This window comes from Brevundimonas sp. PAMC22021 (assembly GCF_019443405.1).
In the GTDB taxonomy this organism is placed as follows: domain Bacteria; phylum Pseudomonadota; class Alphaproteobacteria; order Caulobacterales; family Caulobacteraceae; genus Brevundimonas.
The window spans coordinates 2,160,004-2,185,226 of record NZ_CP080376.1; the positions used below are offsets into that span (position 1 = coordinate 2,160,004).

Consider the following 25,223-nt stretch of genomic DNA (forward strand, 5'->3'; position numbering starts at 1 on the left):
CGCTTATCGGCGTTTGCGCGACTGGAACACGAAGCCGATCACCTTGGCGGCCGCCTGGAAATGCTCGGGCGGGATGGTCTCGTCGATGTCCACGGCGGCGTAGAGGGCGCGGGCCAGAGGCACGTTCTCGACGATCGGCACCTCGTGCTCGCGCGCCACTTCCCGGATGCGCAAGGCCAGGGCGTCGACGCCCTTGGCCACGCAGACCGGCGCGCCGTCGCCCTGATCCGGCTCGTAGCGCAGCGCCACCGAATAGTGGGTCGGGTTGGTGACGATGACGGTGGCGGTCGGCACCGCCTGCATCATCCGCTGGCGGCTGCGCTGCATGCGGATCTGGCGCAGCTTGGCCTTGATGTGCGGATCGCCTTCGGACTGCTTGTAGTCTTCCTTCAGCTCTTCCTTGGACATCCGCATCTTCTTGGCGAAACTGATCTTCTGCCACAGAAAGTCGGCCCCGGCGGTGAAGCCGAACAGCACGATCGCCGAGGCCATCAGCGCCACCGCCAGATCGCGGCACAGCGGCAGGATGGCCACCGGGCTCATCGCCGCCAGGTTCTCCAGCTCGCGCGCGTGCGACTTCAGCACCGCCCAGCAGACGCAGCCGGTGGCGATCAGCTTCACGAAGGTCTTCAGGAACTGAACCAGGCCGTCGGGGCCGAAGATGCGCTTGAAGCCCGCCAGCGGGCTCACCGCCTTCCAGTTCGGCTTCAGCTTCTCGGCGGTGAAGATCAGGCCGGTCTGGGCCAGATTGCCGCCGATCCCGCCGATCGAGGCCGCCAGCATCACCGCGCCCAGGAACGGCGCCATGGCCCAGAGCGCACGCGAGGCGATCTGGCCGCCCGCTCCGCCCTCCAGCGCGTCCACCATGGCGTGGGGCGCGGCGATGAAAGGCAGCAGCTGCTCGGCCATGGAGGTCGCGAACCAGCCGCCCGCCGACAGGATCACCGCAGCCGCGCCCGCCAGCGCCAGGGCCGAGCCGACATCCTGGGATTTGGCGACGTCGCCCTTGCGCCGCGCCTCGTCGAGTTTTCGCGGGGTGGCTTCTTCTGTTTTCGACTCGGGATCGGCGCCTTCAGCCACCGGCGCCTCCCGAGACGCCCTGGGCGAAGACCTCGGCCAGGCGGCGATAACGGTCGATGAAGACGGTCCCCAGCACGCCCAGGCTCAGGGCGAACACCGACAGCCCCAGCAGGATCGACAGAGGGGCCGACGCGAAAAACACCTGGAACTGCGGCATCACCCGCCCGACCAGTCCGGTCGCCAGATTGAAGATCAAGGCGAACACCAGCACCGGCGCGGCCAGCTGCACCCCGATCAGGAAGCTGTCGCCGAGCGTGCGCACCGCCAGGCTGGTGAAGTCGCTCATCACAAGCGGATTGGCCGGCGCGATCAGCCGGTAGGAGCCGACAATGCCGGCGATGAACAGGTGGTGGGTGTTGGTGGCGAACAGCAGGGTCACGCCCAGGAGCGTCAAAAAGGTCGCGATGGTCGACCCCGGCGCGGCCTGCAGCGGATTGGCGGTCTGGGAAAAGCTCAGCGTCGTCTGCAGCGACACGATCTCGCCGGCGGTGGTCAGGGCCGTCATGAACATCCGCAGCAGCAGGCCGATCATCAGCCCGACGATCACCTCGCGCAGGATCCAGCCGATCATGGCCCCCATCTCGGCCGGCAAGGGCGGCAGCGCGCCGTTCACCACCGGCCACAGCGCCAGACTGATCAGCAGCGCCAGCGACAGCCGCACGCGCGGCGGCACATAGGATTCCCCGATGCCGGGGATCAGCATCAGGATGGCGCCGATCCGAGCCAGGATCAGCCCGCCGGCCCAGACCTGGTCCGCTGTGGCCCAAGGCCCCATGGTCAGAAGCGCTCCACTACATGCCTGCGATACGCGCGGCGATCTCGCGCATGAAGCCGCCCAGCATGGCTCCCATCAGCGGCAGGAACACCAGCAGCGACACGAAGATGGCGATGATCTTGGGCGCATAGACCAGGGTCTGCTCCTGGATCTGCGTCAGCGCCTGCACCAGGCCGATCACCACGCCCACCACCAGGCCGACGATCAGCACGGGCGCGCACAGCTGGATGGTCAGCCACAGGGCGTCGCGGCCCACGTCCATCACTTCCGCGCCGTTCATGCGTGCACTCTCCCGGGAACAACCGGGCAGAAAATGCCGGGCGTCTGGTTAACGCCGCGCTAACCGCTCAGCCGCCCCTCCCCTTCTTCGCGACGCGCGTCTATATCGCCGCCATGACCGATCCAGCCGTCTCCGCCGAAGAAGCCGAAGCCGCCGTTCGCACCCTGATCCGGTGGGCGGGCGACAATCCCGAGCGCGAGGGTCTGCTGGAGACCCCCGCCCGCGTGACCCGCAGCTACAAGGAGCTGTTCGCCGGCTACGAGGCCGATCCCCGGGCCTATCTGGAAAAGACCTTCGAGGAGGTCGGCGGCTATGACGAACTGGTGGTGCTGAAGGACATCCGCTTTGTCTCCTTCTGCGAGCACCACATGCTGCCGGTGGTGGGCCGGGCGCATGTCGCCTATCTGCCGACCGACCGCGTTGTCGGCATCTCCAAGCTGGCGCGCGTGGTCCAAGGCTTCGCCAAGCGCCTGCAGATTCAGGAAAAGATGACCTCGGACATCGCCAAGGCGATCCAGGACGTCCTGCGTCCGCAAGGCGTCGGCGTGGTGATCGAGGCCGAACACAGCTGCATGACCCTGCGCGGCGTCAACGTGCCGGGCGCCAGCCTGTCGACCTCGTGCCTGCTGGGCGTGCTGCGCGACGATCCCCGCACCCGCGAGGAGTTCCTGCGCCTGGTGCGCTGAGGCGGAGCCTGACGGCCCGGCTCTTGCGACGGCGAGGCCTCAAGGAGCGCACGCCATGCCCTGGGCCGCCGTCATGACCCGAAACGACACAACCCCCATCGCGCGCGGGGGCTGGCTCGACGCGCTGCGTTTCATCGTGGCCTCGCTGATCATCCTGCACCACTTCCAGGCCTCGGCGCCCGTGCCGCTGGCGGAAGGCCTGCACCCGGTGTTCGAGCGGGGCGGCTTTCTGCTGACCAACTTCTTTCTGATCGACTCCGGCTATGTGCTGATGCGGGTCTATGGCGGCCCTGTCCTGGGCGGCCGGATGTCGGCGGGCGACTTCTTTCTGAAGCGTGTGCTGCGGGTCGCGCCGGCCCACCTGATCATGGGGCTGTCGCTTGTCGCCCTGGTCGTCGCAGGCACCGCGCTGGGCGCGCCTCCGACCCATCCGGAATGGTTCGCCTGGGATCAGCTGCCGGCGCAGCTGCTGCTGGTCCAGTCGTTCGGCGTGCATGGCGGCCTGGGCTGGAATGCGCCGTCCTGGTCGATCTCGGCCCTGATCGGCTGCTATCTGTGCTTTCCCTGGATCATCCGGGGCCTGATGCGGATGCGCCCTTGGGCGGCGCTGCTGCTGGGCGTCGTCGCCTATCTGGTGGCCAATGAGATCACCTGGGCGCTGCTGGGCTTCCCCGTCTACCAGATGCCGATGCGCTTCGGCTTCATCCGCGCCCTGCCGCTGTTCTTTCTGGGCATGTGCCTGGCATGGTTCGCGCAAAAGGTCTGGATCTCGCCGCGCCTGGCCGGCTGGGCGGGCGTGCTGGCGGCCGTGGCGCTGGCAGGCGTTCAGCATTTCGACAAGCACGCGCTCGCGTCTCTGTTCTTTATCTCGATCATCATCCTGGCGGCCGGGGCCGTTCCGGTGACGCGGCCGTCGCGGTTGATCGAGAAGACGGCGGTGGTGTCCTTTTCCATGTTCATCACCAACGAGGTGGTGCGCATCGCCTGGTTCGGCGGCGCGGGCGTCGCGGCCAGTCGCCTGGCCCTGCCCGTCTCGGCGCAGTGGACGTTGTGGGGAATGGGCGTCGTGGCCGCCTTTGTGTTCGCCTTCCTGTTCCACCACTGGATCGACGATCCGATCCAGCGCCTGATCCGCAAGGGGCTGGCCGCGCGCGGCGGATCCAAGGCCGTCGCCGCCATGCCCCGGCCCGTGGTGTCCATCGACGGCTGAGGCCTCCCTCCTATCATTTGATGATGCGCCGCCCGCCCGCCAAAGGTTAACAGAACCTTAGCAGGGCAACGGGCGTGGGGAGGCGGCCGTGAATATCCAAAGCTTCGCGGCGGGCGTGCAGCCCTGTGCGGTGACCGGCGTTCGATGCGCCGCGTCGGCGGCAGGCAAGCGCGCCTTCGACTTCGCCGCCGCCGCGCTGATGCTGGCTGTCCTTGCGCCGCTGCTTCTGCTGATCGCCGTCGTCATCGCCTCGGAAGGGCGCGGCGTGCTGTTTCGCCAGCGTCGCACCGGGCTGAACGGGCGTGTCTTCACCATCCTGAAGTTTCGCACCATGACCGTGGCCGAGGACGGCGGCGCCGTCACCCACGCGCGTCCCGGCGACCCGCGCGTGACCCGCATCGGCGGGGTCCTGCGCGCCGCCAGCCTCGACGAGCTGCCGCAGCTGATCAATGTGCTGCGGGGCGACATGTCCCTGGTCGGCCCACGCCCGCACGCCGTGGCTCATGACCATCATTATGCGGCGCTTCTGCCGCGCTATCGCGAGCGGTTTGCCGTCCGGCCGGGCCTGACGGGCCTGGCCCAGGTGCGTGGCCTGCGCGGCGAGATCCGGCAGCTCGGCTGCATGGCGTGCCGGATCGAGGCCGACCTGCATTACGCCCGCCACTGGTCGTTCCGGACCGACCTGCTGATCCTGTGGCGCACCGCGCCGGCGGTGCTGTCACGCGTCAACGCCTGCTAGTGGCGGCTACTCCGCGTCCGGCTGCATCGCCGGCGCGGTCGTGCGAAAGGCGTCCAGGTCCAGACACGCCGCCTCGATCGCGAGCAGGCGCGGCCAGCGGACCTCGACGCCGAACCGCCGCGCGTTCGCCAGCTGAGGCACGATCACGATGTCGGCCAGGGTCGGCCGGTCTCCGAAGGCGAAGGGCCCCGCGCCGCCCGCCAGCATCCGTTCGACCGCGTCCAGCCCCTCCTTGATCACCCAGGCGGCCCAGGCCTGCACCTGCGCCTCGTCGTGGCCCAGATCGCGCAGCCGCTTCAGCACCTTGAGGTTCTGGACCGGATGGATGTCGCACGCGACCGCCTGGCCCACGGCCCGCACCTGCGCGCGCGCGACCGGATCGGTGGGCAGCAGCGGCGGCTCGGGATGCGTCTCGTCCAGATACTCCAGAATCGCCATCGACTGCGTCAGCGCGGTTCCGTCATTCAGTTCCAGCGTCGGCAACAGCCCCTGCGGGTTCAGCGCCAGATAGTCCGCCGACCTCTGCTCGCCCTTTCGCAGGTGGTGGAACACATCCGTGACCCCCAGTCCCTTCAGCGCCAGAGCGATACGCACGCGCCACGCCGCGCTGGATCGAAAATAGCCGTGCAGGATCAAGATCGCCACCTTCCGCCGAGACCAAGCCGACGGTCTCTTTCACCCAGATTAGCGACCCGGCAGCCCGCTTGCCACGCGACGATTTGATGAAGGATTGGCGATATTCCTGCGTTCCCGGAACAGCGTCCCATTGCACGGGTTCTGCGGTCAATTGTCTCACCCCGTGACAGGCCTCCCATGAAGCTCTCATTGGCCAACCGCTACAGCGTGCTGTGGGTCGTCCTGACGGTCGCCGCGCTTCTCGTCTTCGACACATCAAGCGCGGTTGCGCAGCAAGCCGAGGGCGCCCCCGACATATCCTGGTGGGAAATCGGCCTGACGCTGACGGGCGGCCTGATCCTGTTCCTCTACGGCGTCAACCAGTTGGCCGTGCGACTGAAGGAGGTCGGCAGCGACAAGCTCAAGTCGGTGCTGCGGGCCAGCTCCAGCGACCGCGTGCGCGGCCTGGCCAGCGGCACGGTCGTGACTGTGCTTCTGGACTCCTCTTCGGCGGTGATCATCCTGGTGATCGCCCTGGTGGACGCCAACCTCATCCGCTTCTCGGCCGCGCTTCCCGTCATTTTGGGGAGCAATATCGGCACCACATTCTCCAGCCAGATATTCGCCCTGAACGCCGACTCGCTGGCGCCCATCCTGCTGGCCCTTTCCTTTCTCTCGACCCTGCTCGCCAAGAGCGACGGGGTGCGCAAGTGGTCCTGGGTGGTCTTCTTCCTGGGCATGGTGCTGTTCGGCCTCAGCGTCGTCGGTTTGGCGGTCGAGCCGCTGCGCGACGTCCCCGCGATCAAGGAATGGCTCGCCCGATTCGAGGCGCCGCTGCTGGGGGTCCTGGCCGGGGCCGCGGCGACGGCGGCCCTGCAATCGTCCTCGGCCATGATGGGTCTGATCATCGTCCTGGCGGGGGAGGGTTTGATCTCGCTGCCGGCGGGCCTGGCGCTGATGCTGGGCGCAGAGATCGGCACCTGCGCCGACACCCTGGTGGCGACGTTCGGCCGTTCGCGCGACGCGGTGCGCGCCGGCGTCTTCCATCTTCTGTTCAACGTCACCAGCGTCGCTATCGGGCTGATGCTGCTGGCTCCGCTGGCGCGACTGGCGACCTTCAGCGCCGGAGAGGTCAGCCAGCAGATCGCCAACGCCCACGTCGCCTTCAACGTGGGCGGCGCCCTGCTGTTTCTGATCTTCACGCCCTGGGCCGCGAAGGCGCTGGAGCGCATGATCCCGGACGGCGGAGCGCCGGCCGAACCCAAGCCCCTGGCCGCCGAAAGCGCCTGATCGCCGCCCTGCCGAAGACCCAGCCTCGAAACCTGGAAGCCGGTAAGCTGCTGAAATCATTGGAGCGGGCGATGGGAATCGAACCCACGACATTCAGCTTGGGAAGCTGACGTTCTACCTCTGAACTACGCCCGCGCGCGGCGGCGACCATAGCCCGCGACGGGCAAAAGAAAAGGCCCGGCGGCGAGCCGGGCCTTTGCGCAGGCGAGCGGTGCGATCAGGGGGCGGGGCGGACGTCGACGCCCTTGGCCTCTAGCATCGACTGGACGCTGTCGGCGCCCGCCAGGTGAGCCGCGCCGACCACGATGAAGGCCGTGCCCGACCCCTTCAGCAGGGTCTCGATCTGGCCGGTCCAGTTGGCGTTGCGGCGGACCAGCAGGGCGTCATAGGCGGCCGGGGCGTCGGTCTTCATCTCCTTGACGACGATGCGGTCCAGCCCGTCCACGTCGCCGCCCGACCAGGCCGTCACCATGCCGTCCAGCAGGGTCACCGCCTCGTCGAAGTCTTCAAGCGTCGCGCGCAGGAAGTCGACCTGATCGGCTTCGGGCAGGCCCGCGAGGATGCGCACCTGCTCGTCGATGGTCTCGAATCCGTGGATCGGCTTGCCGGCGGCCTCGGCGCGGCTCTTCAGGATCAGCTCGACGCCCGACTGGGGATCGTAGCCGGCCTTGGTCAGCGGCGCGACCGACAGGGTCAGGCCGGCCAGCCATGGCCGCATGGGGTCCAGCGCCGCGCCGCTGGCGCCCACGGTCTTGGCGGCGGCGTCGAGGTCGGCGAACTCCTCGGCGGTCAGCAGGGTGGACAGGGGCGTCTGCGGCGACAGGCCGTGCTGCTGGATCAGCGGCAGGATGGCGGCCTGATCGTCGGGATTGCTGATCTCCATCCAGACGTCCGACGAGGCGTCAAAGGCGGCCTTGATGCGCGGCGTTTCCCAGGCGGTGGTGGGACGCAGCACATGCACCGAGCCGAACAGGTAGAGGGTGGAGTCCTCATCGCGCACCACCCAGAGCGCGGGACCGTCGCCCTGGACCTCGGCGGATTGAACCTCGGCGGATTGCGCGGCCGGCGCGGCCGGCGTCTGGGCGAAGGCGGGCCTGGGGACGGAGAACAGGGCGCTGAAGACGGCCATGGAGACGATGGCGGAGGCGCCGGCACGGCTGACGTTGCGGGCGGCGGAGGCGAAAAAGGCGTGGGCGTTCATGTCGCGGATCCTTTTGGACAGGCGGTTCAACGGTGTTGGATTTGTTGGTGAGCGATGGCGCGGCGGCTTCAGGCCGCTTCGTCCAGGAAGATGGACTCGATCGGCTGGTCGAAGACGCGAGCGATCTTGAAGGCGAGCGGCAAGGAGGGGTCGTAGCGGCCCGTTTCCAGCGCATTCACGGTCTGACGGGAGACGCCGAGTTGGTCGGCCAGAAAAGCCTGGCTCCAGTCGCGTTCGGCGCGAAGCACCTTGAGGCGGTTGTTCATGAACATCTCCTCACCGCCGCGCCCACCACCACCAGGCCCACACGATCGTGTAGCCAAGCAGCATCAGCCCCAGCATCATGACGGCGCCCATGGCCGCATAGGTCGCCGGCGTGGGATCGCCGATGGTCGGGATTTGAATGGTTGCGGCCTGCGGCAGGCGAGAAAGGACCACGCCGACGCCGCCGACCGCCATGCCGGCGGTGCCGCCCCAGTACCAGGCCGACTTGTGCGCCTCGCGCGCCGCTTCGTCGATGTTGCGCATCCACAGGGCGCCGACCCACAGGGCGCCGGCCATCAGGATGACGGTGGCGACGCTCATCGCGATCAGCAGCGTCAGGTTCAGCCCCAGCCCGCCGGCGGCCCCGACGATGCCCAACACAACGCCCGCCACCAGCGCCAGAACGATGAGCAGCAGAAAAGCCCCGATGGGCTTGATCATGTTTCTAAGTGCACTCGGCATGACAACCTCCCTTGCCGTTATGACAAGGAGGCTTGTCTCACGGCTCCGCAAGGAATGTCAAGCGTGCTTGCCACAAGGACAAGCACGCTGTTCATCGTTGCGGATCAGGCGTCGTCGCCGTCAGCCTCCAGGGCAAGCAGGTCGGAGGCGAGCGACGGCCGCGCGCCGCCGGTCAGGCCCGTGGTCTCGACGCCCTTCAGCTTTCGGGTCACGGCGCGGTGGCGCACGCCTACGTCGCGGACCTTGTTCTTGGCCTCGTCCAGCTTCTTGTCGACGGCGTCCAGCGCGGAGCCGTAGTCCTCGAAAGCCTTCTTGGCCTCGCCCAGCACCTGGGCGATGTCGCCGGCGTTTTTCTGGATGGCCAGGGTCTGGAAGCCCATCTTCAGGCTGTTCAGCGTGGCCGCGAGCGTGGTCGGCCCCGTCACCGTGACCGAGAACTCGGCCGACAGGGCGCCCGCCAGGCCCGGTCGGCGGATCACCTCCGCGAACAGCCCCTCGGTCGGCAGGTACATGATGGCGAAGGGCGTGGTCTCGGGCGGATGGACGTATTTGTCGCGGATGCTCTTGGCCTGGATGCGCAACGCCCGCTCCAGCCCCTTGGCGGCCGCCTCGACCGCAACGGGGTCGCCCGCGTCCTGCGCCGTCAGCAGCCGGTCGTAGTCCTCGTGGGGAAACTTGCAGTCCAGCGGCAGGATCAGCCGTTTCCCCTCGGTCGCGCCCGGCAGATAGACGGCATAGTCCACCACCTCGCGGCTGTCGTCGCGCACCCGCACCTGCCGGCCGAACTGCTCGGGCGTCAGCATGTCGTCCAGCAGGGCGCCCAGCTGCACCTCGCCCCAGGAGCCGCGCGCCTTGATGTTGGACAGGGTCCGCTTCAGGTCGCCGACGCCGGTGGCCAGGCTCTGCATTTCGCCCAGGCCCCGGTGCACCGTGTCCAGCCGCTCTGACACCAGCTTGAAGTTCTCGCCCAGCCGCTCGGCGAGCGTCCCCTGCAGCTTTTCGTCCACGGTGACGCGCATCTGCTCCAGCTTGGTCTCGTTTTCCTTGCGCAGGGTCTCGAGGTTGCCGGAGACGACGACGCGGACCTTTTCCAGCTCCTCGCCCATGGCCTTGCGGCCCTCGACCTGCTGCTGGCTGAGCGTCTCGACCAGGCGGTCCACGGCGGCCTTGGTCTCGTTCAGGCGCTGGCGCTGGGACTCGGCCAGGTCGTCCCCGGACTTCTTCTGCAGTTCGGCAAAGGCCTGAAGCCGCGTGTCGAAGTTGGTTGTCAGCGCGCCGATGCGACGATCCAGGCTGTCGGACAGGCCGTTCAACGCCTGCGACAGCTCCAGCCGCTGGGTCGCGGCCTTGGCGTCGAACTCGCCGCGCAGGGCGGCCATCTCGCGCGCCAGCGCCACGGCCGACCGGTCGTCGCGGCCGGCCGCCTCGGCGATGCGGCCCGCTCGCTGGGCGGACAGGCCGGCCCACACGGCGCAGACGGCGGCGAAGGCCGACACCAGCAGGACGAGGATCAGCAGCAGGTCGATCGGCATGGCGGCTCCGACAGGAAATCAGGCGAACGCCACGATTGACGAGGCTCTACGACGGACACGGTCGCACAGCTAGGCGTTCACCGTCCGTTCCTAGAGGGAGTCGCCCGGCCGTAACAGCCTTCAGGCGGGCCGGCGGGCGCGCAGGGCCTGGACGATGGTGCCGTCGTCCAGCCAGTCCAGATCGCCGCCGACCGGCACGCCGCGCGCCAGCGAGGTCACGTCCACCTCGGGGCCGCTGATCCGCTCGGCGACATAGTGGGCGGTGGTCTGGCCGTCGACGGTGGCCGGCAGGGCCAGCACCACCTCGCGCACGCCGCCGCCCCTCACCCGTCCGACCAGTTCGGCGATGCGCAGGTGCTCGGGCCCCACCCCGTCCAAGGCCGACAGCAAGCCGCCCAGCACATGATACTTGCCGCGAAAGGCGCCCGACCGCTCCATGGCCCACAGGGCGCCGGCCTCCTCCACCACGCAGATCAGGCCGTTGTCGCGCGCCCCGTCCGCGCAGATGGCGCAAGGGTCGCGCGTGTCTGGGGCGCCGCACACCGAGCAAGACACCACCCGCTCGGCCGTCTCGGCCATGGCGGCGGCCAAAGGGACCAGCAGTTGCTCGCGCCGCTTCAGCAGCGCCAGCGCCGCACGCCGCGCCGAGCGGGGGCCGAGCCCCGGCAGCTTGGCGAGAAGGGAGATGAGCCGCTCGATTTCCGGCCCGGCGGATGCGGCCATCAGAACAGCTTGGGCATGCCCGGGATGTTCATCCCCGCCATCGGCCCGGCCGCCTCGCGCATCAGCGCCGAGTTGGCCTCATCCAGCTTGCGCCGCGCATCGGCGTGGGCCGCCGTGATCAGATCGGCCAGGATTTCGCCCTCGCCGGCTTTCAGCAGGCTGTCGTCGATGACCACCGAGGTGATCTCGCCGGCGCCCTTGAGCGCGATCGTCACCAGCCCGCCGCCGGACGAGCCCTGTGCGGTCGTCTCGGCCATCTTCGCCTGGGCGTCCTGCAGCTTCTGCTGCATCGCCTGAGCCTGCTGCATCAGTTGGGTAAGGTCTTTCATGGGGCGTTAGATAATGCGGTCCGAGGCGTTGCGACAGGGGCCGCAGGTTGGTGTGGCTCAGTCGTCGTCTTCCTCGACGGCGTCGGGGATTTCCGGCGTCACCACCGTCGGCGCGATCGTGCGGATTTCGCCAAGCGTCGCGCCGGGAAAGGCGTCCAGGATCGCCTTGACGAAGGGATCGGCCTCGACCTCGGCGCGCTCGGCGAGCCGCGCCTTCTTCTGTTGTTCGATCAGGGTTTCGCCGCCGCCCTGGCCGTTGGCGACCACGAACCACGGGCGGCCGGTCCAGTCCCGAAGGCGCGCCGTCAAGCGGGTGGCCAGATTGGCGGGCGCGCCGTCGGCGGGTTCAAAGGTGATGCGACCCGGCTGAAACTCCACCGGGCGGACGAACCGCTCGACGTCCATCTGCAGGCCGATCTCGCGCTTTTCGCCGATCAGGGCCACGACCTGCTCGAACGTCTGCGGATTGGGCAGGGCGGGCTGGACCACCGGGCGCGGCGCCAGCTGCGCTGAAGCGCCTCCGCCGCCGCCACCTCCACCTCTGGGCGCACCGCCCGCTCCGCCGCCTATCGGCTCGCCCGACTGCAGCCGCTTCAGCGCCTCTTCCGGCCCGGGCAGGTCGGCGGCGTAGGCGAGGCGGACGATGGCCATCTCCACCGCGTCCGACGGATTGGGCGCGCGCCGCACCTCGTCCAATGCCTTCAGCAGCATCTGCCAGGTCCGCGACAGGGTCGCCGCCGGAATGGCCGCGCCCAGCGCCGCCAGCGTCTGCGCCTGATCTTTGGGCAGCCGCGTCGCCTGCGGCCCCAGCATCTTGGCCACCGACGCCGCGTGGCAATGCTCCAGAAGGTCGTTGGTCACCTGCACCGGATCGGCGCCGTAGCCGTAGAGGGTGCGAAAGCTCTCCAGCGCCTCGGGCGTGCGGCCGGCCATGATCGATTCGAACAGGGCGATGGTCTGGCTGCGGTCGGCGAGCCCCAGCATGTCGCGCACGGTCGCGGCCTGCACCGTCTGCCCGCGCTCGCCCTGCACCAGCGCCTGGTCGAGCAGGCTGAGACCGTCACGCACCGAGCCCTCGGCCGCGCGCGCGATCAGCGCCAAGGCTTCCTGCTCAATCCGCATGCCTTCGCGGTCCGCCACTCGGTCCAGGTGTTCGACCAGCACCTCGGGCTCCACGCGCCGTAGGTCGAAACGCTGGCAGCGCGACAGGATGGTCACCGGGACCTTGCGGATCTCAGTGGTGGCGAAGATGAATTTGGCGTGCGGCGGCGGCTCCTCCAGTGTCTTCAGAAGGGCGTTGAAGGCCTGGTTCGACAGCATGTGCACTTCGTCGAGCACATAGACCTTGTAGCGCGCCTCGACCGGCGCATAGCGGACGCTTTCCAGGATGTCGCGGATGTCGCCGACGCCCGTGTGCGAGGCGGCGTCCATCTCCATCACGTCCATGTGCTGGCCGGACATGATCGCTGAGTCGTGCCGTCCGTTCGGCGTCAGCGCCAGAGACGGCTTGTCGATGACGTCCGTCTCGTTGTTCAGGGCGCGGGCCAGAAGGCGCGCGGTGGTGGTCTTGCCCACCCCGCGCACGCCGGTCAGCATGAAGGCGTGGGCGATGCGGCCGGTGGCGAAGGCGTTGGTCAGGGTCCTGACCATGGCCTCCTGCCCGATCAGGTCCTCAAAGGTGCACGGCCGGTATTTGCGCGCCAGCACCTGATAGGCGGCGTCGGACGCAGGCGGTTCAGGCGCCGCGACAGGCGCGGGCGCGGGCGCAGGCGCAGGCGGCGCTGGTGCGGGCGCGGGCGGAGCGCCGAACATGTCGTCGGTGTTCTGATCGCGCTCGACGACGTCCTCGTCCCAGGGAGGGCCGTCGAGACTCGGGTCGATGTCGCTCATGGCCGTGTCTTAGACCGAAGGCGGCGCGGGCGGCAGAGGGATTCTCAGGCGTAGAGGTCGCCCAGATAGACCCGGCGCACCTCCGGATCGTGCACCACCTCGTCCGCCGTGCCCTCGAACAGCACCGAACCGGCCGAGATGATTGAGGCGCGGTCGATGATGTCCAGCGTTTCGCGCACATTGTGGTCGGTGATCAAAACCCCGATGCCCTCGCCCGCCAGGTAGCGGATCACGGTGCGGATGTCGGCGATGGCCAGCGGATCGATGCCGGCGAACGGCTCGTCCAGCAGCATGAAGGACGGACGACCGGCCAGAGCGCGCGCGATCTCCACCCGCCTGCGTTCGCCGCCCGACAGGCCGGTCGCCGGCGCGTGGCGCAGGTGGTCGATGCGGAGTTCTTCCAGCAGGCGGTTGGTCTCGGCCTCGACCGCCTTGTCGCCCTTGTGGTGCAGTTCGACCACGGCGCGGACGTTCTGCTCCACCGTCATGCCGCGAAAGATCGAGGCTTCCTGCGCCAGATAGCCCAAGCCCATGCGGGCGCGCTGGTACATCGGCTGGGCGGTGATGTCCTGGCCGTCCAGATGGATGGTCCCGCTGTCGGGCGGGATCAGGCCGGTGATCATGTAGAAGCAGGTGGTCTTGCCCGCGCCGTTGGGACCGAGCAGACCCGCCACCTCTCCACGCTGCACCGTCAGCGACACGTCGCGCACCACCTGGCGCGGACCAAAGGCGCGCGCGATGTTGCGCACCCGCAGGCCTCTGGGCGCGGGCGCGGGTGCGGGCTCGACCGCCGGCTCGGGGCCGGTGCGGTCGTCCAGGTTCAGGGCTGACAGTTCCTTGCGGGCCAAGCGCGATCCAGACCGAACCCCGAGGGGCTCAGTTGGTCCCTTCGGGATAGAAGACGCCCTGCACCCGACGGCCGGCCGCGCCGCGCGGCGCGCCCTCCATGCGGGCGGCCTCGGTGTTGACGTTGTAGACGAGGCGGCCGCCGGTCAGCACGTTCTGGCCCTGCGTCAGGATCACGTCGCCCGTCACCACCACCTCGCCGGAGCTCGGCGTATACACGGCGCGGTCGCCGCGCATCGATTGCTCGGACGTCACCAGATAGACCGTGCCGGTGGCATCGATCCGCTGCAGGTCGCCGTCCGACGCACGAACAAGCGACAGGACGTCGGCGCGAAGGCGATTTCCACCCTGCACCACCTCGGCGCGACCGCGCAGAACAACTCCGTCTGCGGTATTCTCGAGGGTGTCGCCGCCGAAGGCGATCGGCTGGCGCGAGGCGCCCGACTGGGCGTCGCCTGTTGTCGGAAGGGCCAGCAGCGTCAGGGCGGCAGCCGCCGCCGCGATCGCCTTGATTGTCGTCGCCATGCTCAACCCTCCGAGCCGGAGGGGTTGATGACGCCCCTCACCTTGTTGTCGCCCGCGCCCTGGAAGACGACGCGTTCGCCCTGATCATGGATCGCATAGGACGAAGCGTTGATCGTTCCAAGGGGGCCGGTCCCCTGCACGCCCTTGGTTCCCGTCACCACGCCGGTGCGGGTATCGACCACCGCCTCGGGCGTGGTCAGCGTAAAGCCCGAGCCGCCGTCCGAGATGCGCACGTTCGGCCCGATGATGACCTTGCGCTGCCCCTCGTCATAGGTGCCGCCGTCCGCCGTCATCTGCGTCACCTTGCGGCCGCCGAGATTGAGCCTGAGCACAGGCCCGACCAGGCGGAAATGGCCGGTGTTCGGATCGCGGATCGCGCCCTGCGCCCCCACCAGAAAGGCGCGGCCTTGCGCATCCTGGCCATGGAACATCGGATTGTCGAGGCGGATTTCCTGGCTCTGGCTGGCCCGGCGCTCGACGCCGGACATGACTGTGCGAAACACGGTCCAGGTCAGGGCGGCGCCCGCCACCACCAGGATCAGCACCGGCAGCACGCGGCGATAGAAGCGGATGCGGCGCGATCGCGCGCGCCAGCGGTCGCCCTCGCGGGCGACCCGCGCCTCGTCCGCCTCGATGCTGCGCCGCTCCGCCTCGCTCATGGGATCAGCTGTGGGCGAACACGTCGATCTCGTCCCAGCCGGCGAGATCGAGCGCCGAACGGGTCGGCAGGAAGTCAAAGCATTGGCGCGCCAGCTCGGTGCGGCCCTCGCGCTCCAGCATGGCGTCCAGCCGCCCCTTGACCGCATGCAGGTGCAACACGTCCGATGCGGCGTAATCCAGCTGCGCCTGGGTCAGGGTCTCGGCGCCCCAGTCCGACGACTGCTGCGCCTTGGACAGATCCACGCCCGCCAGCTCACGCACCACGTCCTTCAGCCCGTGCCGGTCGGTGTAGGTCCGCGCCAGCTTTGAGCCGATCTTGGTGCAATAGACCGGCCGCGTCTCGACGCCGAGGTGCAGCTGGAACATGCCGATGTCGAAGCGGCCGAAGTGAAAGATCTTCAGCACGTCCGGATCAGCCAGCAGCCGCTTCAGGTTCGGGCAGTCGTAGTCCGGCCGGCGCAGGCGCACGACGTGGGCGTTCCCGTCGCCCGATGACAGCTGCACCACGCACAGCGGATCGCGCCGGAAGCGCAGGCCCATGGTCTCCGAATCGATGGCGACCTCCGGCCCCAGGTCCAGGTCGTCGGGCAGGTCGCCTTCGTGCAGGTAAACGGTCATTGCGCGATCATATATGAGCTGGGCGGTTCTGGCGAAACCGCCGCCGGAAACAACAACGGCGCCGCACCCGAAGATGCGACGCCGTTGTAAAAAGTGGTGCCCAGAAGAGGACTCGAACCTCCACGGCCGTTAAGCCACTGGCACCTGAAGCCAGCGCGTCTACCAATTCCGCCATCTGGGCCCCGGCGGCGTCGCCTTGCGGCGTCGTCATCGGGAAGGCGCGGACCTCTAAGGCAGGCCGCAGGGCGGGTCAACAGGGCGATGCTGCAAAAAACGTCATCTTTTTCGCCGGCGCCGTTAACGCTGTGCGCTTACCCGGTCTTGAGCCGAGCAGGGCTATCCAGCGGCGATGACCGAGCCCGCCGTCCTGCCCGCCCGCGAGCGTCGCGCGACCCCGCGCCGGCCGTTCCGCAAGGAACGCCGCGAGGCCGAACGCGTCCGCATCCTGGGTCAGCCGATGGACCTCGTCCGCCCGGAGGAGGTGCTTCACCACGTCCAGAACGCGGTGGCGGCGGGACGCAAGACGGTGGTGGCGAACCACAATCTGCACAGCCTTTATCTGTTGCGGAAACATCCGGAAGTCGCCCGCTTCTATGAGCAGGCCGACCTTGTCGAAGTCGATTCGACTCCGCTGATCTGGTTCTCGCGCGCGCTGGGCCTGCACAGCCGGCCTTTCCACCGCTGCACCTATCTGGACTGGCGCGACCACTTCTGGAGCGTGGCCAACCGGCTGGGCTGGCGCGTCATGGCCGTGGGCGGCGCACCAGAGGTCGGGCCTGCGGCTCGGGCGAAGCTGGCGATCGCCTATCCGGGCGCGGACATCCGCACCCAGTCCGGCTATTTCGACGCCCGACCGGATGCGGCCGACAATGCGGAAGTGCTGTCGGAGATCGCGCGCTTCCAGCCGCACATCCTGTTTGTCGGCATGGGCATGCCCCGGCAGGAGCGTTGGATCGCCGAAAACCTGCATCGCCTACCCGACTGCGCCATCCTGTCGGTGGGCGCCGCCTTCGACTACGAGGCCGGGGTGCAGAGCGCGGCGCCCCGGTGGATGGGTCGGGCGGGGCTGGAATGGCTGTACCGCCTCCTCCACGATCCTCGACGCCTGTTCCACCGCTACTGCGTCGAGCCCTGGAGCCTCCTGCCGCTGATCTGGACCGACATCCATCAAGCGCGCCGGCGGCGTCAGTCCGCTCTCGGCTGAGCAAAGGCGACGTAGTCGGCGTAGTCGTAGTCGATGTCGCCATAGCCGTGCCGCGCCTGGGCGTTCATGTCGACCTGCGTCAGCACCACGCCGACAGCGGCGGCTCCCGACTGCTCCAGCATCCGCAGTGCGCTCCCCACGACGCGGTCAGGCGTGCGCCGCCAGCGCGCCAGGACCACGGCCGCGTCGGCCCGCGTCGCCAGAACCCTGGCTTCACTGGCGGCCAGAAGCGGCGGCGTGTCCAGGATGACGAGGTCGAACCGCTCTCGCAGCGCCGCCATCAGCCGGTCCATCTCGCGCCCCCCCAGGATATCCCGCGGCGTCGCGCCGCCCCGCGCCAGCGGCAGGACCCACGCGCCCGAGCCCTCGTCCAGATGCAGCGCCTGGTCCAGCGCAGCCGACCCGTCCAGCACCTCGAGCAAGCCGACCTCCGGCTCGACCCTCAGCATGCGGGCCACGGCACGCCTGCGCAGATCGCAGTCGACCAGCACCACCCGTCCGCCGGCCAGGGCCGAGATGCGCGCAAGGCTCAGCGCGGTGGTCGACTTGCCCTCGTCGGGCAGGGCAGAACACAGGGCGACCACCTGAACATTGCGGCCCGGCCTTGAGTGCAGAATGGCGGCGCGCAGGGTCCGAAACGCTTCGGCGAACGGCGACAACGGCCGTTTCAGCACATAGTCGGCGGGCGCCAGGCTGCGATCCGCCTTTTCCGCCACCGAGCGCAGCAGCGGCGCCTGACCGAGGCTCGGCTTGCCCAGCCGCTGCTCCACATCCTCCCCATGCCGCAGGCCGCTGTCCAGCATCTCGGCCAGGCCGACCGCGACCAGCGCCAGCACCAGGGCGGCCACCAACCCGCCCGCCAGCATCAGCGGGATATTCGGCGACGACGGCTCGGACGGGGTGCGGGCGCGCGAGACGATGCGGGCGTCCGACTGCTCGGCCCCTTCGCTGGCGCTGGTCTCCTGAAAGCGAGCCAGGAAGCTCTGATACAAGGTTCGCACCGAGGAGGCGTGGCGCTCCAGTTCGTTCAGGCGGACACCGGCGGCGTTGTCGATCGCCAGCGTGCGGCGGGCTTCATCCAGGCTGGCGTCCACCGCCCCCGCCCGCTCGCGCGCGACCTGCACCCGCGCCTCCAGGTTGGAGACGATGCGGCGGATCTCGGCATCGATCTGTTCGTCGGCGTCGGACAGTTCGTGGCGGGCCCGCACCATGTCCGGATGACGTTCGCCATAGCGGCTGGACAGGTCCGCTACGCGAGCCGACGCCTCGGCCCGGCGGGCGCGCAGCTGCTGCACGACCTGGGACTGAAGCGCCTCGCCCACATCCTCGCCGCTCGATCCGCGCGCCAGCTGGGCGCGGGCGGTGCGCAGCCTCGCCTGCTCTTCCGCCAGCTGACTGCGGGCGGCGGCCCGCTGCTGGTTGTAGGCCGATATCTCCTGTTCGGTCAGGGTCGCGCCGTCGGCGCTGAGCAGGCCGTTCTCGGCGCGGTATCGCTCGACCGCGCCTTCCGCCGCCTCGACCTCGGCGCGCAGGGCCGCCAGCCGCTCGGTCAACCAGCCGTTGGCCTGGCGCGTCGCATCGCCCTTGGCCTCCAGCTGTTGCAGCAGATACTGGTCTGCAAAGGCGTTGGCGATGCGCGCCGCCTTGGCCGGGTCGCGCGATTCAAACGCCACGTTCATCACGTAGGTCCCGCCGGTCCGTGCGATGCCGAGCCGCTCCAGCACCGCGTCGATCACCTGCTCCTTGCGCGCCTGCGGATCGCTCAAGACGGCTGGCCCGCCCGCTACGCCGAACCGGCGCCCTGACCTCGGCTCGGCAAACTCGGGATCTTGGACCAGCCTCAGCGCGTCGACCACCCGCTCCGCCAACTGACGGGACCTCAGGATTTCGACCTCGGTGTCCACCACCGCCGACTCGGCTGTCAGGCCCGACAGCACCGCCTCGGAATCGACCACCCGAGCCCTGCGGGTGTCGATCGTCAGGCTGGCGACGGCCGTATAGAGCGTCGGCTGCATCCGGATCGCCGCCATGGTCGCGACCGTGGTCAGCAGGAACACGGCGCACGCCAGCCACAGCCGACGACGCACGACGCCGATCAGCCGATGCAGGTCCACGCCCTCTCCGATCGCGCCGCGCCAGCCGGCCGGCGCCTGCAGCCCTGCGTCCATCGATCTCCCCCTCCCGCACCCGGTCAGAACCGGGCGACCAGCGCCCCCGCCAGTCGATTGATCTCGAACCCCGCCCCGGCCGACCGCCCCCGCGACGATCGCTGCTCATGGATGCCGGTAAGGCGCACTCCATACCGTCGGTTGAACAGATAGCTGGCTTCGAGGGCGGTTGTGAACCGCCGATCCTCCCGATCCACGTCATTGTAGGCCTGGCGTCGCCATCCGATCCGCGCGCTCAGGATCAGGTTGCGCAGCAGTTCATGATCCACCGCCAGGGCGACGCGGCTCGATAAGGATGCAGCCGAGCCGAGGCGCTCCGCATCCTCGACCGTTCGATCCCCCGTCAGGGTTACCGTCGTCAGTTGCGTCGGAAACCACTCGACCCTGGCCGTCGCGGCTACGCCCTGGATGTCGCGAATGGCGGGATCGTCAAACGCCTGTCGAACATGGCCGGCCGCGATCTGGGCGCGGATCAGCGCGCCCACCTCGAAGTCGGCGCCCAGCAAGGCCTCGCCGCCTGCCGAGTCCCTTCCTCGCGCACTGTCATAGTCCCGCCGGTCGGCGCTGCCCTGCACGAACAGGGCGACTGCGGGCGTGACGGCATAGTCGGCGCGCCCGGTCAGACGCGACACCGTCCGGTCGCGGTGATCCTGATCGACTTCTTCGCCCGCTGCTGTTTCGCCATCGCGGAAGTCGAGACGGCGTTGCTCGGCGCGCAGCGTGGTCCTGAAACGACCGGAGACGCGTCGGCCCTGCAGATGAAGCTCGCGCGCCTCGATGACGATCGGTTCGGCGCTGACGTCGGGCGCATCCACCGCGCCGCGCGGCTCGGCTCGCCTGGACAGGCCGGCGCCGAACGCCAGGTCCATGTCACGCGTCAGGTCCAGCCGGCCGGACAGGTCGAGCGATCCATCGCTGCTGTCCTCACGCGATGCAGACGCATGGCGGCGCGCCACGCCATCCGCCTGGACGACCAGCGCATGACGCGACCACGTCGATCGCAGCGATGCACCCGCGGCGAGCCGCAGGAGGCTGTCGGCCACCCGATCGGCCGGCGCGGCGTAGAGGTTGTCGACGATCTCGGTTCCGACCTCCGCGCGGGGGCGCAACACAAAGCCGCCCAGGCGCGCGCCCGTGGCTTCATATTCCGGATGCGGACGGTCGCGCACGGCCATGCCCCGGTCCCGCTCGAACAGCGGCGCCGGCTGAGCGCTGACCTGCGCCATCGCGTCGGACGCCCACGTCGACGCAGCGAGCAGAACCATCGCCACGGCGAGCCGCCGTTTCCTTGCCCCCATGTCGCCCGCCCCCGCCGGCCCGCGTCGTCCCGCCTTGGCTGGCGAGCGCGACCACGCCTATGGTGCACTAACGGTATGGGGGCTGAAGATGAAGGCGCAAACGCTTGGCGCGTGGACGATGGTCCTTGTCGTTGCGATGGGCGTCGCGGCCAACGCGCCGGCCTCGGCCGGGCCGATCCAGACGCCCGAGCGTGTCGTGCCCGAGTATCGGCTCGGGCCCGGCGACCGCGTCCGCGTCACCGTCTTTGGTGAAGAGGCGCTGGGCGGGACCTTTGTGGTGGACGGCGCGGGCGCCGCGTCCCTGCCGCTGATCGGCGAGGTGCGGGCCGGCGGCCTGACCGTGGCGCAATTCAGGGACGGCGTGGCCGCCGCCTTGCGAGACGGCTATCTGCACGAGCCGCGCGTCTCGGCCGAGGTGGTGAACCACCGTCCCTTCTACATCCTGGGCGAGGTCAATCGGCCCGGCGAATACCCATACGCAGCAGGTCTGACGGTGATGAGCGCGGCCGCCACCGCCGGCGGCTTCACCTACCGCGCCAACACCCGCCGGGTGTTCATCAAGCGCGTGGACGAGAACGCCGAGCAGGCCTATCCGCTGACCAGTTCCACGCCGGTCGCGCCCGGCGACACCCTGCGCATCGGCGAACGCTATTTCTGACGCGACGGGCGGCGTTCGGTTAACCGCGATTAAACGGCTTTTCCCCAAGGGTCCCAGGCGATGTCCGGGGCCCCGCACAGCAAGCGCCTGCTGAAGACGACCGTGGCGGCCGCCGCGGCTGGCGCGGTCGCGCTTGCGCCCGTTGCGCCGTCGCTGGCGCAGGAGGCGGCGCGCGGCGGCGCGCCCCTGTCGGTCGATATCGGCCGCACCGCGGATTTCACCCGCGTCGAGTTCGGCGGCGTCATCGGCGGTCGCGCGCAGGTGCGGCGTCAGGGCGACGCCGTGATCGTGCGCATCGGCACAACGGCCGCGCCCGACATTTCGCGTCTCAAGGTCGATCCCCCGGAAGGCGTCGCTTCGGTCGAAACGCGCGCGGTGCGCGGCGCGGCCGAGGTCGTCATCACCCTGGCGGAGGGCGCGCAGGCCCGGTCCGGCGTCGCCGACGGGGCCGTCTGGCTGAACCTCTATGCGCCGGGCAAAGCGCCCGAAGGCGAAGAAAAGCCGAAGCCGGCGACTCAGTCGGTCGTGCCGGTGCGCGCCACGAGTTCTGCGGACAAGACGGTGCTCTCCTTCGGCTGGAGCACGCCGGTGGGCGCGGCCGTGTTCCGGCGGGGCGAGGCGGTGTGGATCGTCTTCGACGCCGCCGCCAGGATGGATCTCGCGGGCGCCAAGGACCTGGGCCCGGCCAAGGATGCGCGCTGGGCCGCCGGTCCCGACTATTCGGTGGTGCGGATCGCCGCGCCGGACGGCCTGGCGGTCACCGCACAGGGCGAAGGCGGTCTGTGGACCGTGACGATCGGCGGATCGCCCGCCGGCGCATCGGGTGTCGAGATCGGCCGCTCCGACGACGGCTCCGCGACCCTGACGGCGCGCATGGCCGGGGCCACCAAGACGGTGTGGCTGACCGATCCGCTGGTCGGCGACCGCTTCGCCGCCGTTACCGCGCTTGCGCCCGGCAAGGGCCTGGCCGAGGCCCGTCGCACCGTGGACCTGTCGCTGATCCCCACCGCCCAGGGGCTGGCTGTCGAAACCGCCACCGACGACCTTCAGGTCGAGGCCGCCGGCGACCTGGTGACGCTGAGCCGCCCGGACGGCCTGATGCTGTCGCCGCCGTCCGCGGTGCTTGCGGTCGGCGACCACGCGGCCGATGCGCCGAAAAAGGCCGATCATCCAGGCCTGATCCTGGCCGAGTGGTCCGAACTGGGCGAGGACGGCTTTTCCGAACGCCAGCGCCAGCTTCAGGATGCGGCCGGCGAGGAGACCTTGTCGGCCAAGGACGATCCGCGCGCGCCGATCGAGGCGCGCATGGCCTATGCCCGCTTCCTGGTCGGCTCCGGTCTGAACTTCGAGGCCGTTGGCGTGCTGAACGCCCTGGTGGCTCAGGCCCCGAACATGCTTGGCGAGCCCGAGGTGCGCGGCCTGCGCGGCGCCGCGCGCGCGGCGATCGGCCGGCTGGAGGAGGCGCAAAGCGACTTCTCAGGCGCGGCCCTGGCCAACGATCCGGCGACAAGGGTCTGGCTGGGCTATATCGCCGCCAATCAGGGCGACTGGGCCGGCGCGCGGACCGCCTTTGCGGCAGGCGCCTCGGTGATCGACGACTTCCCCAAGGAATGGCGCGCCCGTTTCGGCGCCGCCCACGCCATGGCCGCCATCGAGACCGGCGATCTGGACGCCGCGCGCCAGCTTCTCGCCTACAGCTTCAGCCAGCAGGCCCCGGCGGCGGACCAGTTGACCGCGCGGCTGGTGCAGGCGCGCCTGTTCGACCTCTCCGGCGACAAGAACCGGGCGCTCGCTGTCTACAAGGCCGTGGCACGCGCGCCGCTGGACGGCATCGCCACCCCCGCCAAGCTGGGCGTGATCGGGCTGGAGCTGGACAAGGGCGCCCTGCCCGCCAATGAAGCCGCAGCGCAGCTGGAGCAGCTGAAATGGCGCTGGCGAGGCGACGCGACCGAACTGGCCGTAATCCGCAAGCTGGCCGACATCTACCTGCGCCAGGGGCGCTACCGCGAGGCGCTGGACGCGCTGCGCAGCGCGGGCAAGCGGATGGCGCGCATTCCAGGCGCGTCCGACATCCTCGCGGACCAGTCCAACGCCTTTCGCGCCCTGTTCCTGGACGGCGCGGCGGACGGCCTTCAGCCGGTGCAGGCCCTGGCGCTGTTCTACGACTTCCGCGAGCTGACGCCCGTCGGCGCCGACGGCGACGAAATGGTGCGCCGCCTGGCGCGTCGCCTGATCGACGTGGACCTGCTGGACCAGGCGGCCGAGCTGCTGAAGCACCAGGTGGACGCGCGGCTGGAGGGCGTGGCCAAGGCGCAGGTCGCGACCGATCTTTCGACCATCTATCTGATGGATCGCCAGCCTGAGAAGGCGCTGCAAGCCATCTGGTCCTCGCGCACCACCCTGTTGCCCAGCGCCATGAACGCCGAACGCCGGGCGCTGGAGGCCCGCGCCTTGATGGACCTGGGCCGTTTCGACCACGCGCTGGAGGTGCTGGACAAGGACCAGAGCGCCCCGGCACGCGAAGTCCGCGCCGACATTCTGTGGAAGCAGCAGAAGTGGGCCGAGGCCGCCGCCCTGTACGAAGCCCGCTTGGGCGACCGGTTCGCCGATCCGTCGCCACTGAAGCCGGTCGAGGAAAGCTGGCTGGTTCGCGCCGGCGTCGGCTATTCGCTGGGTGGAAACCGGCCCGCGCTGCAGCGTCTGCACGGACAGTATTCGCCGTTCATCGCCAAGGCTCGGTCCGCCAACGCCATCCGCGTGGCGCTGGATGACAGCCTCTCGGGCGTCGCGGGCGCCGGCGACTTCGCCGGGCTTGCGGGCGGCGCCGACACCTTTGTCGGCTGGGTCGGCGCGATGAAGGACGACTTCAGAAAGGAAACGGGCGGGGCCTGAAAGGCGCCCGCCCGTCGAAACGCAGCTTCGATCCGCACCGGCGGACCGGATCGGCCTTAGCCGTTCACGGCGTCCTTCAGCGGCTTGGAGACGCGGAAGCGCACGGCCTTGGAGGCGGCGATCTTGATCGTCTGGCCGGTAGCCGGGTTGCGGCCCTCGCGCTCGGCGCGGTCGGCGGTGTCAAAGACGCCCAGGTTCGAGATGCGGACGTCGCCGCCTTCCTTCAGGCTCTTGTGGATGTTCTCGACGATCGAGGTCAGCACCTTGCCGGCGTCGCCTTGCGACACACCGGTGTCCTTGGCGACGGCGGCGATCAGTTCGGCTTGAGTGGTCATGAGGATTTATCCATTGCAATCGCCCCCACGGGGCGAGACCCGCCGATCAACACGGAAAAGCGTCGCCTTGGCAAGTGCGGATACGGCGCAAACCCTTGCGGGGCGGGCCTCAGCCGCCTCCGGCCGCCCGCTGGAAGCTTTCCACCAGACTGCCCGCGACCAGCCGCCAGCCGTCCACCAGCACAAAGAAGATCAGCTTGAACGGCAGGGACACCACTACCGGCGGCAGCATCATCATGCCCATCGACATCAGCACGCTGGCGACCACCAGATCGATCACAAGAAACGGAATGAACAGGAGAAATCCGATCGAGAACGCCTGCTTCAGCTCCGAGATCATGAAGGCCGGAGTGACCACGCGCAGCGGCAGCTCCTGCACGTTCTGCGGCGCTTCCACCTGGCTCAGGCGGGTGAAAAGGGCTAGGTCGGCGCGGTCCACCTGACCCAGCATGAAGGTCTTGACCGGCTCGGACGCCGCATCGAACGCCTGGGGCAGTTCCATCTGCTGATCCAGCAAGGGGCGGATGCCCGAATCATAGGCGTCCTGCCAGGTCGGAGCCATGACGATCGCCGACAGGAACAGCGCCAGCGACACCAACACCGCGTTCGGCGGCGACTGCTGCATGCCCAGGGCGGTCCTCAGCAGCGACAGCACCACCACGATCCGCACGAAACTGGTGGTCATGATGACGATCGACGGCGCCAGCGACAGCACGGTCATCAGTCCGACCAGTTGCACCACTCGCTGAGTCAGGCCGGAGCCGGTGCCCAGGTCGATGTTGATGGCGGATCCGGTCTGCGCCGCCTCCTGCGCCAGCGCCCCGAGCGGCCAGGCCAGGCACACCAGCGTCGTGAACAGCGACAGCAGCGCCGCCCGCTTCAGTTCGGCGCCGGTGGGGATGGAGAAGATCCTCTCCCTCCCCGCCCCGGGGAGGGTGGCTGA

26 protein-coding genes and 2 tRNA genes are annotated in these 25,223 nt (G+C 69.2%); 7 read left to right on the plus strand and 21 right to left on the minus strand.

What is annotated here, in order from left to right:
• Window positions 1-3: 3 nt before the first annotated feature.
• From flhB to fliQ, 3 genes are read right to left on the minus strand one after another with little or no spacing between them, the layout of a single operon-like run.
• Window positions 4-1,080, minus strand: a complete 1,077-nt coding sequence (gene flhB, locus KY493_RS10635; protein WP_219896319.1) for a flagellar biosynthesis protein FlhB — start codon at window positions 1,078-1,080, stop codon at window positions 4-6.
• On the minus strand, window positions 1,073-1,855 hold the full coding sequence (gene fliR, locus KY493_RS10640; RefSeq protein WP_219896320.1) for a flagellar biosynthetic protein FliR: 783 nt from the start codon (window positions 1,853-1,855) through the stop codon (window positions 1,073-1,075). The genes flhB and fliR overlap by 8 nt, the downstream gene beginning before the upstream one ends.
• Window positions 1,856-1,871: 16 nt before the next feature.
• Complete coding sequence (gene fliQ / locus KY493_RS10645) at window positions 1,872-2,135, minus strand: flagellar biosynthesis protein FliQ (protein ID WP_219896321.1); 264 nt, start codon at window positions 2,133-2,135, stop codon at window positions 1,872-1,874.
• Between the two features lie 113 nt (window positions 2,136-2,248).
• Here fliQ and folE point away from each other — a divergent pair, with 113 nt between their 5' ends.
• The 3 genes from folE to KY493_RS10660 all read left to right on the plus strand — a co-directional run bounded on the left by folE (window position 2,249) and on the right by KY493_RS10660 (window position 4,770).
• Window positions 2,249-2,821 carry a GTP cyclohydrolase I FolE gene (gene folE / locus KY493_RS10650; RefSeq protein WP_219896322.1) on the plus strand — a complete coding sequence of 191 codons (573 nt, stop codon included), beginning with the start codon at window positions 2,249-2,251 and terminating at the stop codon, window positions 2,819-2,821.
• Between the two features lie 55 nt (window positions 2,822-2,876).
• Window positions 2,877-4,031, plus strand: a complete 1,155-nt coding sequence (locus tag KY493_RS10655) for an acyltransferase (protein ID WP_219896323.1) — start codon at window positions 2,877-2,879, stop codon at window positions 4,029-4,031.
• 88 nt (window positions 4,032-4,119) lie between these two features.
• Window positions 4,120-4,770 (plus strand): sugar transferase, encoded by a 651-nt coding sequence (locus KY493_RS10660; protein WP_304502411.1) that lies wholly within the window; start codon window positions 4,120-4,122, stop codon window positions 4,768-4,770.
• A 6-nt stretch (window positions 4,771-4,776) separates the two neighbouring features.
• Here the strand turns inward: KY493_RS10660 and maiA are convergent, their stop codons facing one another.
• The gene (gene maiA, locus KY493_RS10665) at window positions 4,777-5,415 is read right to left on the minus strand and encodes a maleylacetoacetate isomerase (RefSeq protein WP_255567864.1); all 639 of its coding nucleotides are present in this window, start codon (window positions 5,413-5,415) and stop codon (window positions 4,777-4,779) included.
• 168 nt (window positions 5,416-5,583) lie between these two features.
• On the opposite strand from maiA, the gene KY493_RS10670 reads away from it, so the two are divergent.
• Window positions 5,584-6,675, plus strand: a complete 1,092-nt coding sequence (locus KY493_RS10670) for a Na/Pi cotransporter family protein (protein ID WP_219896324.1) — start codon at window positions 5,584-5,586, stop codon at window positions 6,673-6,675.
• Window positions 6,676-6,735: 60 nt separating this feature from the next.
• On the opposite strand, the gene KY493_RS10675 is transcribed toward KY493_RS10670, so the two are convergent.
• From KY493_RS10675 to KY493_RS10735, 13 genes are all read right to left on the minus strand, one after another.
• A tRNA-Gly gene (locus KY493_RS10675) sits at window positions 6,736-6,810 on the minus strand.
• A gap of 82 nt (window positions 6,811-6,892) precedes the next feature.
• Window positions 6,893-7,876 carry a TraB/GumN family protein gene (locus KY493_RS10680; protein ID WP_219896325.1) on the minus strand — a complete coding sequence of 328 codons (984 nt, stop codon included), beginning with the start codon at window positions 7,874-7,876 and terminating at the stop codon, window positions 6,893-6,895.
• A 68-nt stretch (window positions 7,877-7,944) separates the two neighbouring features.
• Entirely contained in the window at window positions 7,945-8,142 is a 198-nt protein-coding gene (locus KY493_RS10685) for a helix-turn-helix transcriptional regulator (RefSeq protein WP_219896326.1), read from the minus strand.
• 10 nt (window positions 8,143-8,152) lie between these two features.
• Window positions 8,153-8,581, minus strand: coding sequence for a hypothetical protein (locus tag KY493_RS10690; RefSeq protein ID WP_219896327.1), 429 nt, complete (start codon window positions 8,579-8,581; stop codon window positions 8,153-8,155).
• 125 nt (window positions 8,582-8,706) lie between these two features.
• Window positions 8,707-10,134 (minus strand): DNA recombination protein RmuC, encoded by a 1,428-nt coding sequence (rmuC, locus tag KY493_RS10695; RefSeq protein ID WP_219896328.1) that lies wholly within the window; start codon window positions 10,132-10,134, stop codon window positions 8,707-8,709.
• 120 nt (window positions 10,135-10,254) lie between these two features.
• On the minus strand, window positions 10,255-10,857 hold the full coding sequence (gene recR, locus KY493_RS10700; RefSeq protein WP_219896329.1) for a recombination mediator RecR: 603 nt from the start codon (window positions 10,855-10,857) through the stop codon (window positions 10,255-10,257).
• Complete coding sequence (locus tag KY493_RS10705; protein WP_219896330.1) at window positions 10,857-11,186, minus strand: YbaB/EbfC family nucleoid-associated protein; 330 nt, start codon at window positions 11,184-11,186, stop codon at window positions 10,857-10,859. Before KY493_RS10705 ends, recR begins: the two co-directional genes overlap by 1 nt.
• Before the next feature lie 57 nt (window positions 11,187-11,243).
• Entirely contained in the window at window positions 11,244-13,076 is a 1,833-nt protein-coding gene (locus KY493_RS10710) for a DNA polymerase III subunit gamma/tau (RefSeq protein WP_219896331.1), read from the minus strand.
• Window positions 13,077-13,120: 44 nt separating this feature from the next.
• Window positions 13,121-13,924, minus strand: a complete 804-nt coding sequence (lptB, locus tag KY493_RS10715) for an LPS export ABC transporter ATP-binding protein (protein ID WP_219896332.1) — start codon at window positions 13,922-13,924, stop codon at window positions 13,121-13,123.
• A gap of 28 nt (window positions 13,925-13,952) precedes the next feature.
• Window positions 13,953-14,447 (minus strand): LptA/OstA family protein, encoded by a 495-nt coding sequence (locus tag KY493_RS10720; protein ID WP_219896333.1) that lies wholly within the window; start codon window positions 14,445-14,447, stop codon window positions 13,953-13,955.
• Between the two features lie 2 nt (window positions 14,448-14,449).
• Window positions 14,450-15,106, minus strand: coding sequence for an LPS export ABC transporter periplasmic protein LptC (gene lptC / locus KY493_RS10725; protein WP_219896334.1), 657 nt, complete (start codon window positions 15,104-15,106; stop codon window positions 14,450-14,452).
• 4 nt (window positions 15,107-15,110) lie between these two features.
• The gene (locus KY493_RS10730) at window positions 15,111-15,725 is read right to left on the minus strand and encodes a ribonuclease D (RefSeq protein WP_219896335.1); all 615 of its coding nucleotides are present in this window, start codon (window positions 15,723-15,725) and stop codon (window positions 15,111-15,113) included.
• 94 nt (window positions 15,726-15,819) lie between these two features.
• Window positions 15,820-15,906: transfer RNA gene (locus KY493_RS10735), tRNA-Leu, on the minus strand.
• Between the two features lie 168 nt (window positions 15,907-16,074).
• Between KY493_RS10735 and KY493_RS10740 the strand changes: the two genes are divergently transcribed.
• On the plus strand, window positions 16,075-16,929 hold the full coding sequence (locus KY493_RS10740) for a WecB/TagA/CpsF family glycosyltransferase (protein WP_219896336.1): 855 nt from the start codon (window positions 16,075-16,077) through the stop codon (window positions 16,927-16,929).
• On the opposite strand, the gene KY493_RS10745 is transcribed toward KY493_RS10740, so the two are convergent.
• Both KY493_RS10745 and KY493_RS10750 read right to left on the minus strand, forming a co-directional pair.
• Window positions 16,911-19,097, minus strand: coding sequence for a GumC family protein (locus tag KY493_RS10745; protein ID WP_219896337.1), 2,187 nt, complete (start codon window positions 19,095-19,097; stop codon window positions 16,911-16,913). The genes KY493_RS10740 and KY493_RS10745 overlap by 19 nt on opposite strands.
• A gap of 23 nt (window positions 19,098-19,120) precedes the next feature.
• Entirely contained in the window at window positions 19,121-20,362 is a 1,242-nt protein-coding gene (locus KY493_RS10750; RefSeq protein WP_255568134.1) for an outer membrane beta-barrel protein, read from the minus strand.
• A gap of 31 nt (window positions 20,363-20,393) precedes the next feature.
• On the opposite strand from KY493_RS10750, the gene KY493_RS10755 reads away from it, so the two are divergent.
• Entirely contained in the window at window positions 20,394-21,053 is a 660-nt protein-coding gene (locus tag KY493_RS10755; protein WP_370627323.1) for a polysaccharide biosynthesis/export family protein, read from the plus strand.
• Between the two features lie 60 nt (window positions 21,054-21,113).
• A complete protein-coding gene (locus KY493_RS10760) occupies window positions 21,114-23,945 on the plus strand; it encodes a hypothetical protein (protein ID WP_255567865.1) in 2,832 nt (943 codons plus the stop codon).
• A gap of 56 nt (window positions 23,946-24,001) precedes the next feature.
• Here the strand turns inward: KY493_RS10760 and KY493_RS10765 are convergent, their stop codons facing one another.
• Together KY493_RS10765 and fliP are read right to left on the minus strand one after the other, a co-directional pair.
• Entirely contained in the window at window positions 24,002-24,280 is a 279-nt protein-coding gene (locus KY493_RS10765; RefSeq protein WP_219896339.1) for an HU family DNA-binding protein, read from the minus strand.
• 109 nt (window positions 24,281-24,389) lie between these two features.
• The gene (gene fliP, locus KY493_RS10770; protein WP_219898513.1) at window positions 24,390-25,190 is read right to left on the minus strand and encodes a flagellar type III secretion system pore protein FliP; all 801 of its coding nucleotides are present in this window, start codon (window positions 25,188-25,190) and stop codon (window positions 24,390-24,392) included.
• Window positions 25,191-25,223: the final 33 nt, after the last annotated feature.

Bases quoted from the DNA above. Each gene is read 5' to 3' on its own strand.
- KY493_RS10705 (WP_219896330.1), bottom strand. From the start codon at position 11,186: ATGAAAGACCTTACCCAACTGATGCAGCAGGCTCAGGCGATGCAGCAG.
- KY493_RS10760 (WP_255567865.1), top strand. From the start codon at position 21,114: ATGTCCGGGGCCCCGCACAGCAAGCGCCTGCTGAAGACGACCGTGGCG.
- KY493_RS10680 (WP_219896325.1), bottom strand. From the start codon at position 7,876: ATGAACGCCCACGCCTTTTTCGCCTCCGCCGCCCGCAACGTCAGCCGT.
- KY493_RS10745 (WP_219896337.1), bottom strand. From the start codon at position 19,097: ATGGACGCAGGGCTGCAGGCGCCGGCCGGCTGGCGCGGCGCGATCGGA.
- KY493_RS10730 (WP_219896335.1), bottom strand. From the start codon at position 15,725: ATGACCGTTTACCTGCACGAAGGCGACCTGCCCGACGACCTGGACCTG.
- KY493_RS10690 (WP_219896327.1), bottom strand. From the start codon at position 8,581: ATGATCAAGCCCATCGGGGCTTTTCTGCTGCTCATCGTTCTGGCGCTG.
- KY493_RS10720 (WP_219896333.1), bottom strand. From the start codon at position 14,447: ATGGCGACGACAATCAAGGCGATCGCGGCGGCGGCTGCCGCCCTGACG.
- KY493_RS10670 (WP_219896324.1), top strand. From the start codon at position 5,584: ATGAAGCTCTCATTGGCCAACCGCTACAGCGTGCTGTGGGTCGTCCTG.
- rmuC (WP_219896328.1), bottom strand. From the start codon at position 10,134: ATGCCGATCGACCTGCTGCTGATCCTCGTCCTGCTGGTGTCGGCCTTC.
- recR (WP_219896329.1), bottom strand. From the start codon at position 10,857: ATGGCCGCATCCGCCGGGCCGGAAATCGAGCGGCTCATCTCCCTTCTC.
- KY493_RS10710 (WP_219896331.1), bottom strand. From the start codon at position 13,076: ATGAGCGACATCGACCCGAGTCTCGACGGCCCTCCCTGGGACGAGGAC.
- lptC (WP_219896334.1), bottom strand. From the start codon at position 15,106: ATGAGCGAGGCGGAGCGGCGCAGCATCGAGGCGGACGAGGCGCGGGTC.
- KY493_RS10740 (WP_219896336.1), top strand. From the start codon at position 16,075: ATGACCGAGCCCGCCGTCCTGCCCGCCCGCGAGCGTCGCGCGACCCCG.
- fliQ (WP_219896321.1), bottom strand. From the start codon at position 2,135: ATGAACGGCGCGGAAGTGATGGACGTGGGCCGCGACGCCCTGTGGCTG.
- KY493_RS10755 (WP_370627323.1), top strand. From the start codon at position 20,394: ATGTCGCCCGCCCCCGCCGGCCCGCGTCGTCCCGCCTTGGCTGGCGAG.
- KY493_RS10750 (WP_255568134.1), bottom strand. From the start codon at position 20,362: ATGGTTCTGCTCGCTGCGTCGACGTGGGCGTCCGACGCGATGGCGCAG.
- KY493_RS10685 (WP_219896326.1), bottom strand. From the start codon at position 8,142: ATGAACAACCGCCTCAAGGTGCTTCGCGCCGAACGCGACTGGAGCCAG.
- KY493_RS10655 (WP_219896323.1), top strand. From the start codon at position 2,877: ATGCCCTGGGCCGCCGTCATGACCCGAAACGACACAACCCCCATCGCG.
- KY493_RS10765 (WP_219896339.1), bottom strand. From the start codon at position 24,280: ATGACCACTCAAGCCGAACTGATCGCCGCCGTCGCCAAGGACACCGGT.
- folE (WP_219896322.1), top strand. From the start codon at position 2,249: ATGACCGATCCAGCCGTCTCCGCCGAAGAAGCCGAAGCCGCCGTTCGC.
- fliR (WP_219896320.1), bottom strand. From the start codon at position 1,855: ATGGGGCCTTGGGCCACAGCGGACCAGGTCTGGGCCGGCGGGCTGATC.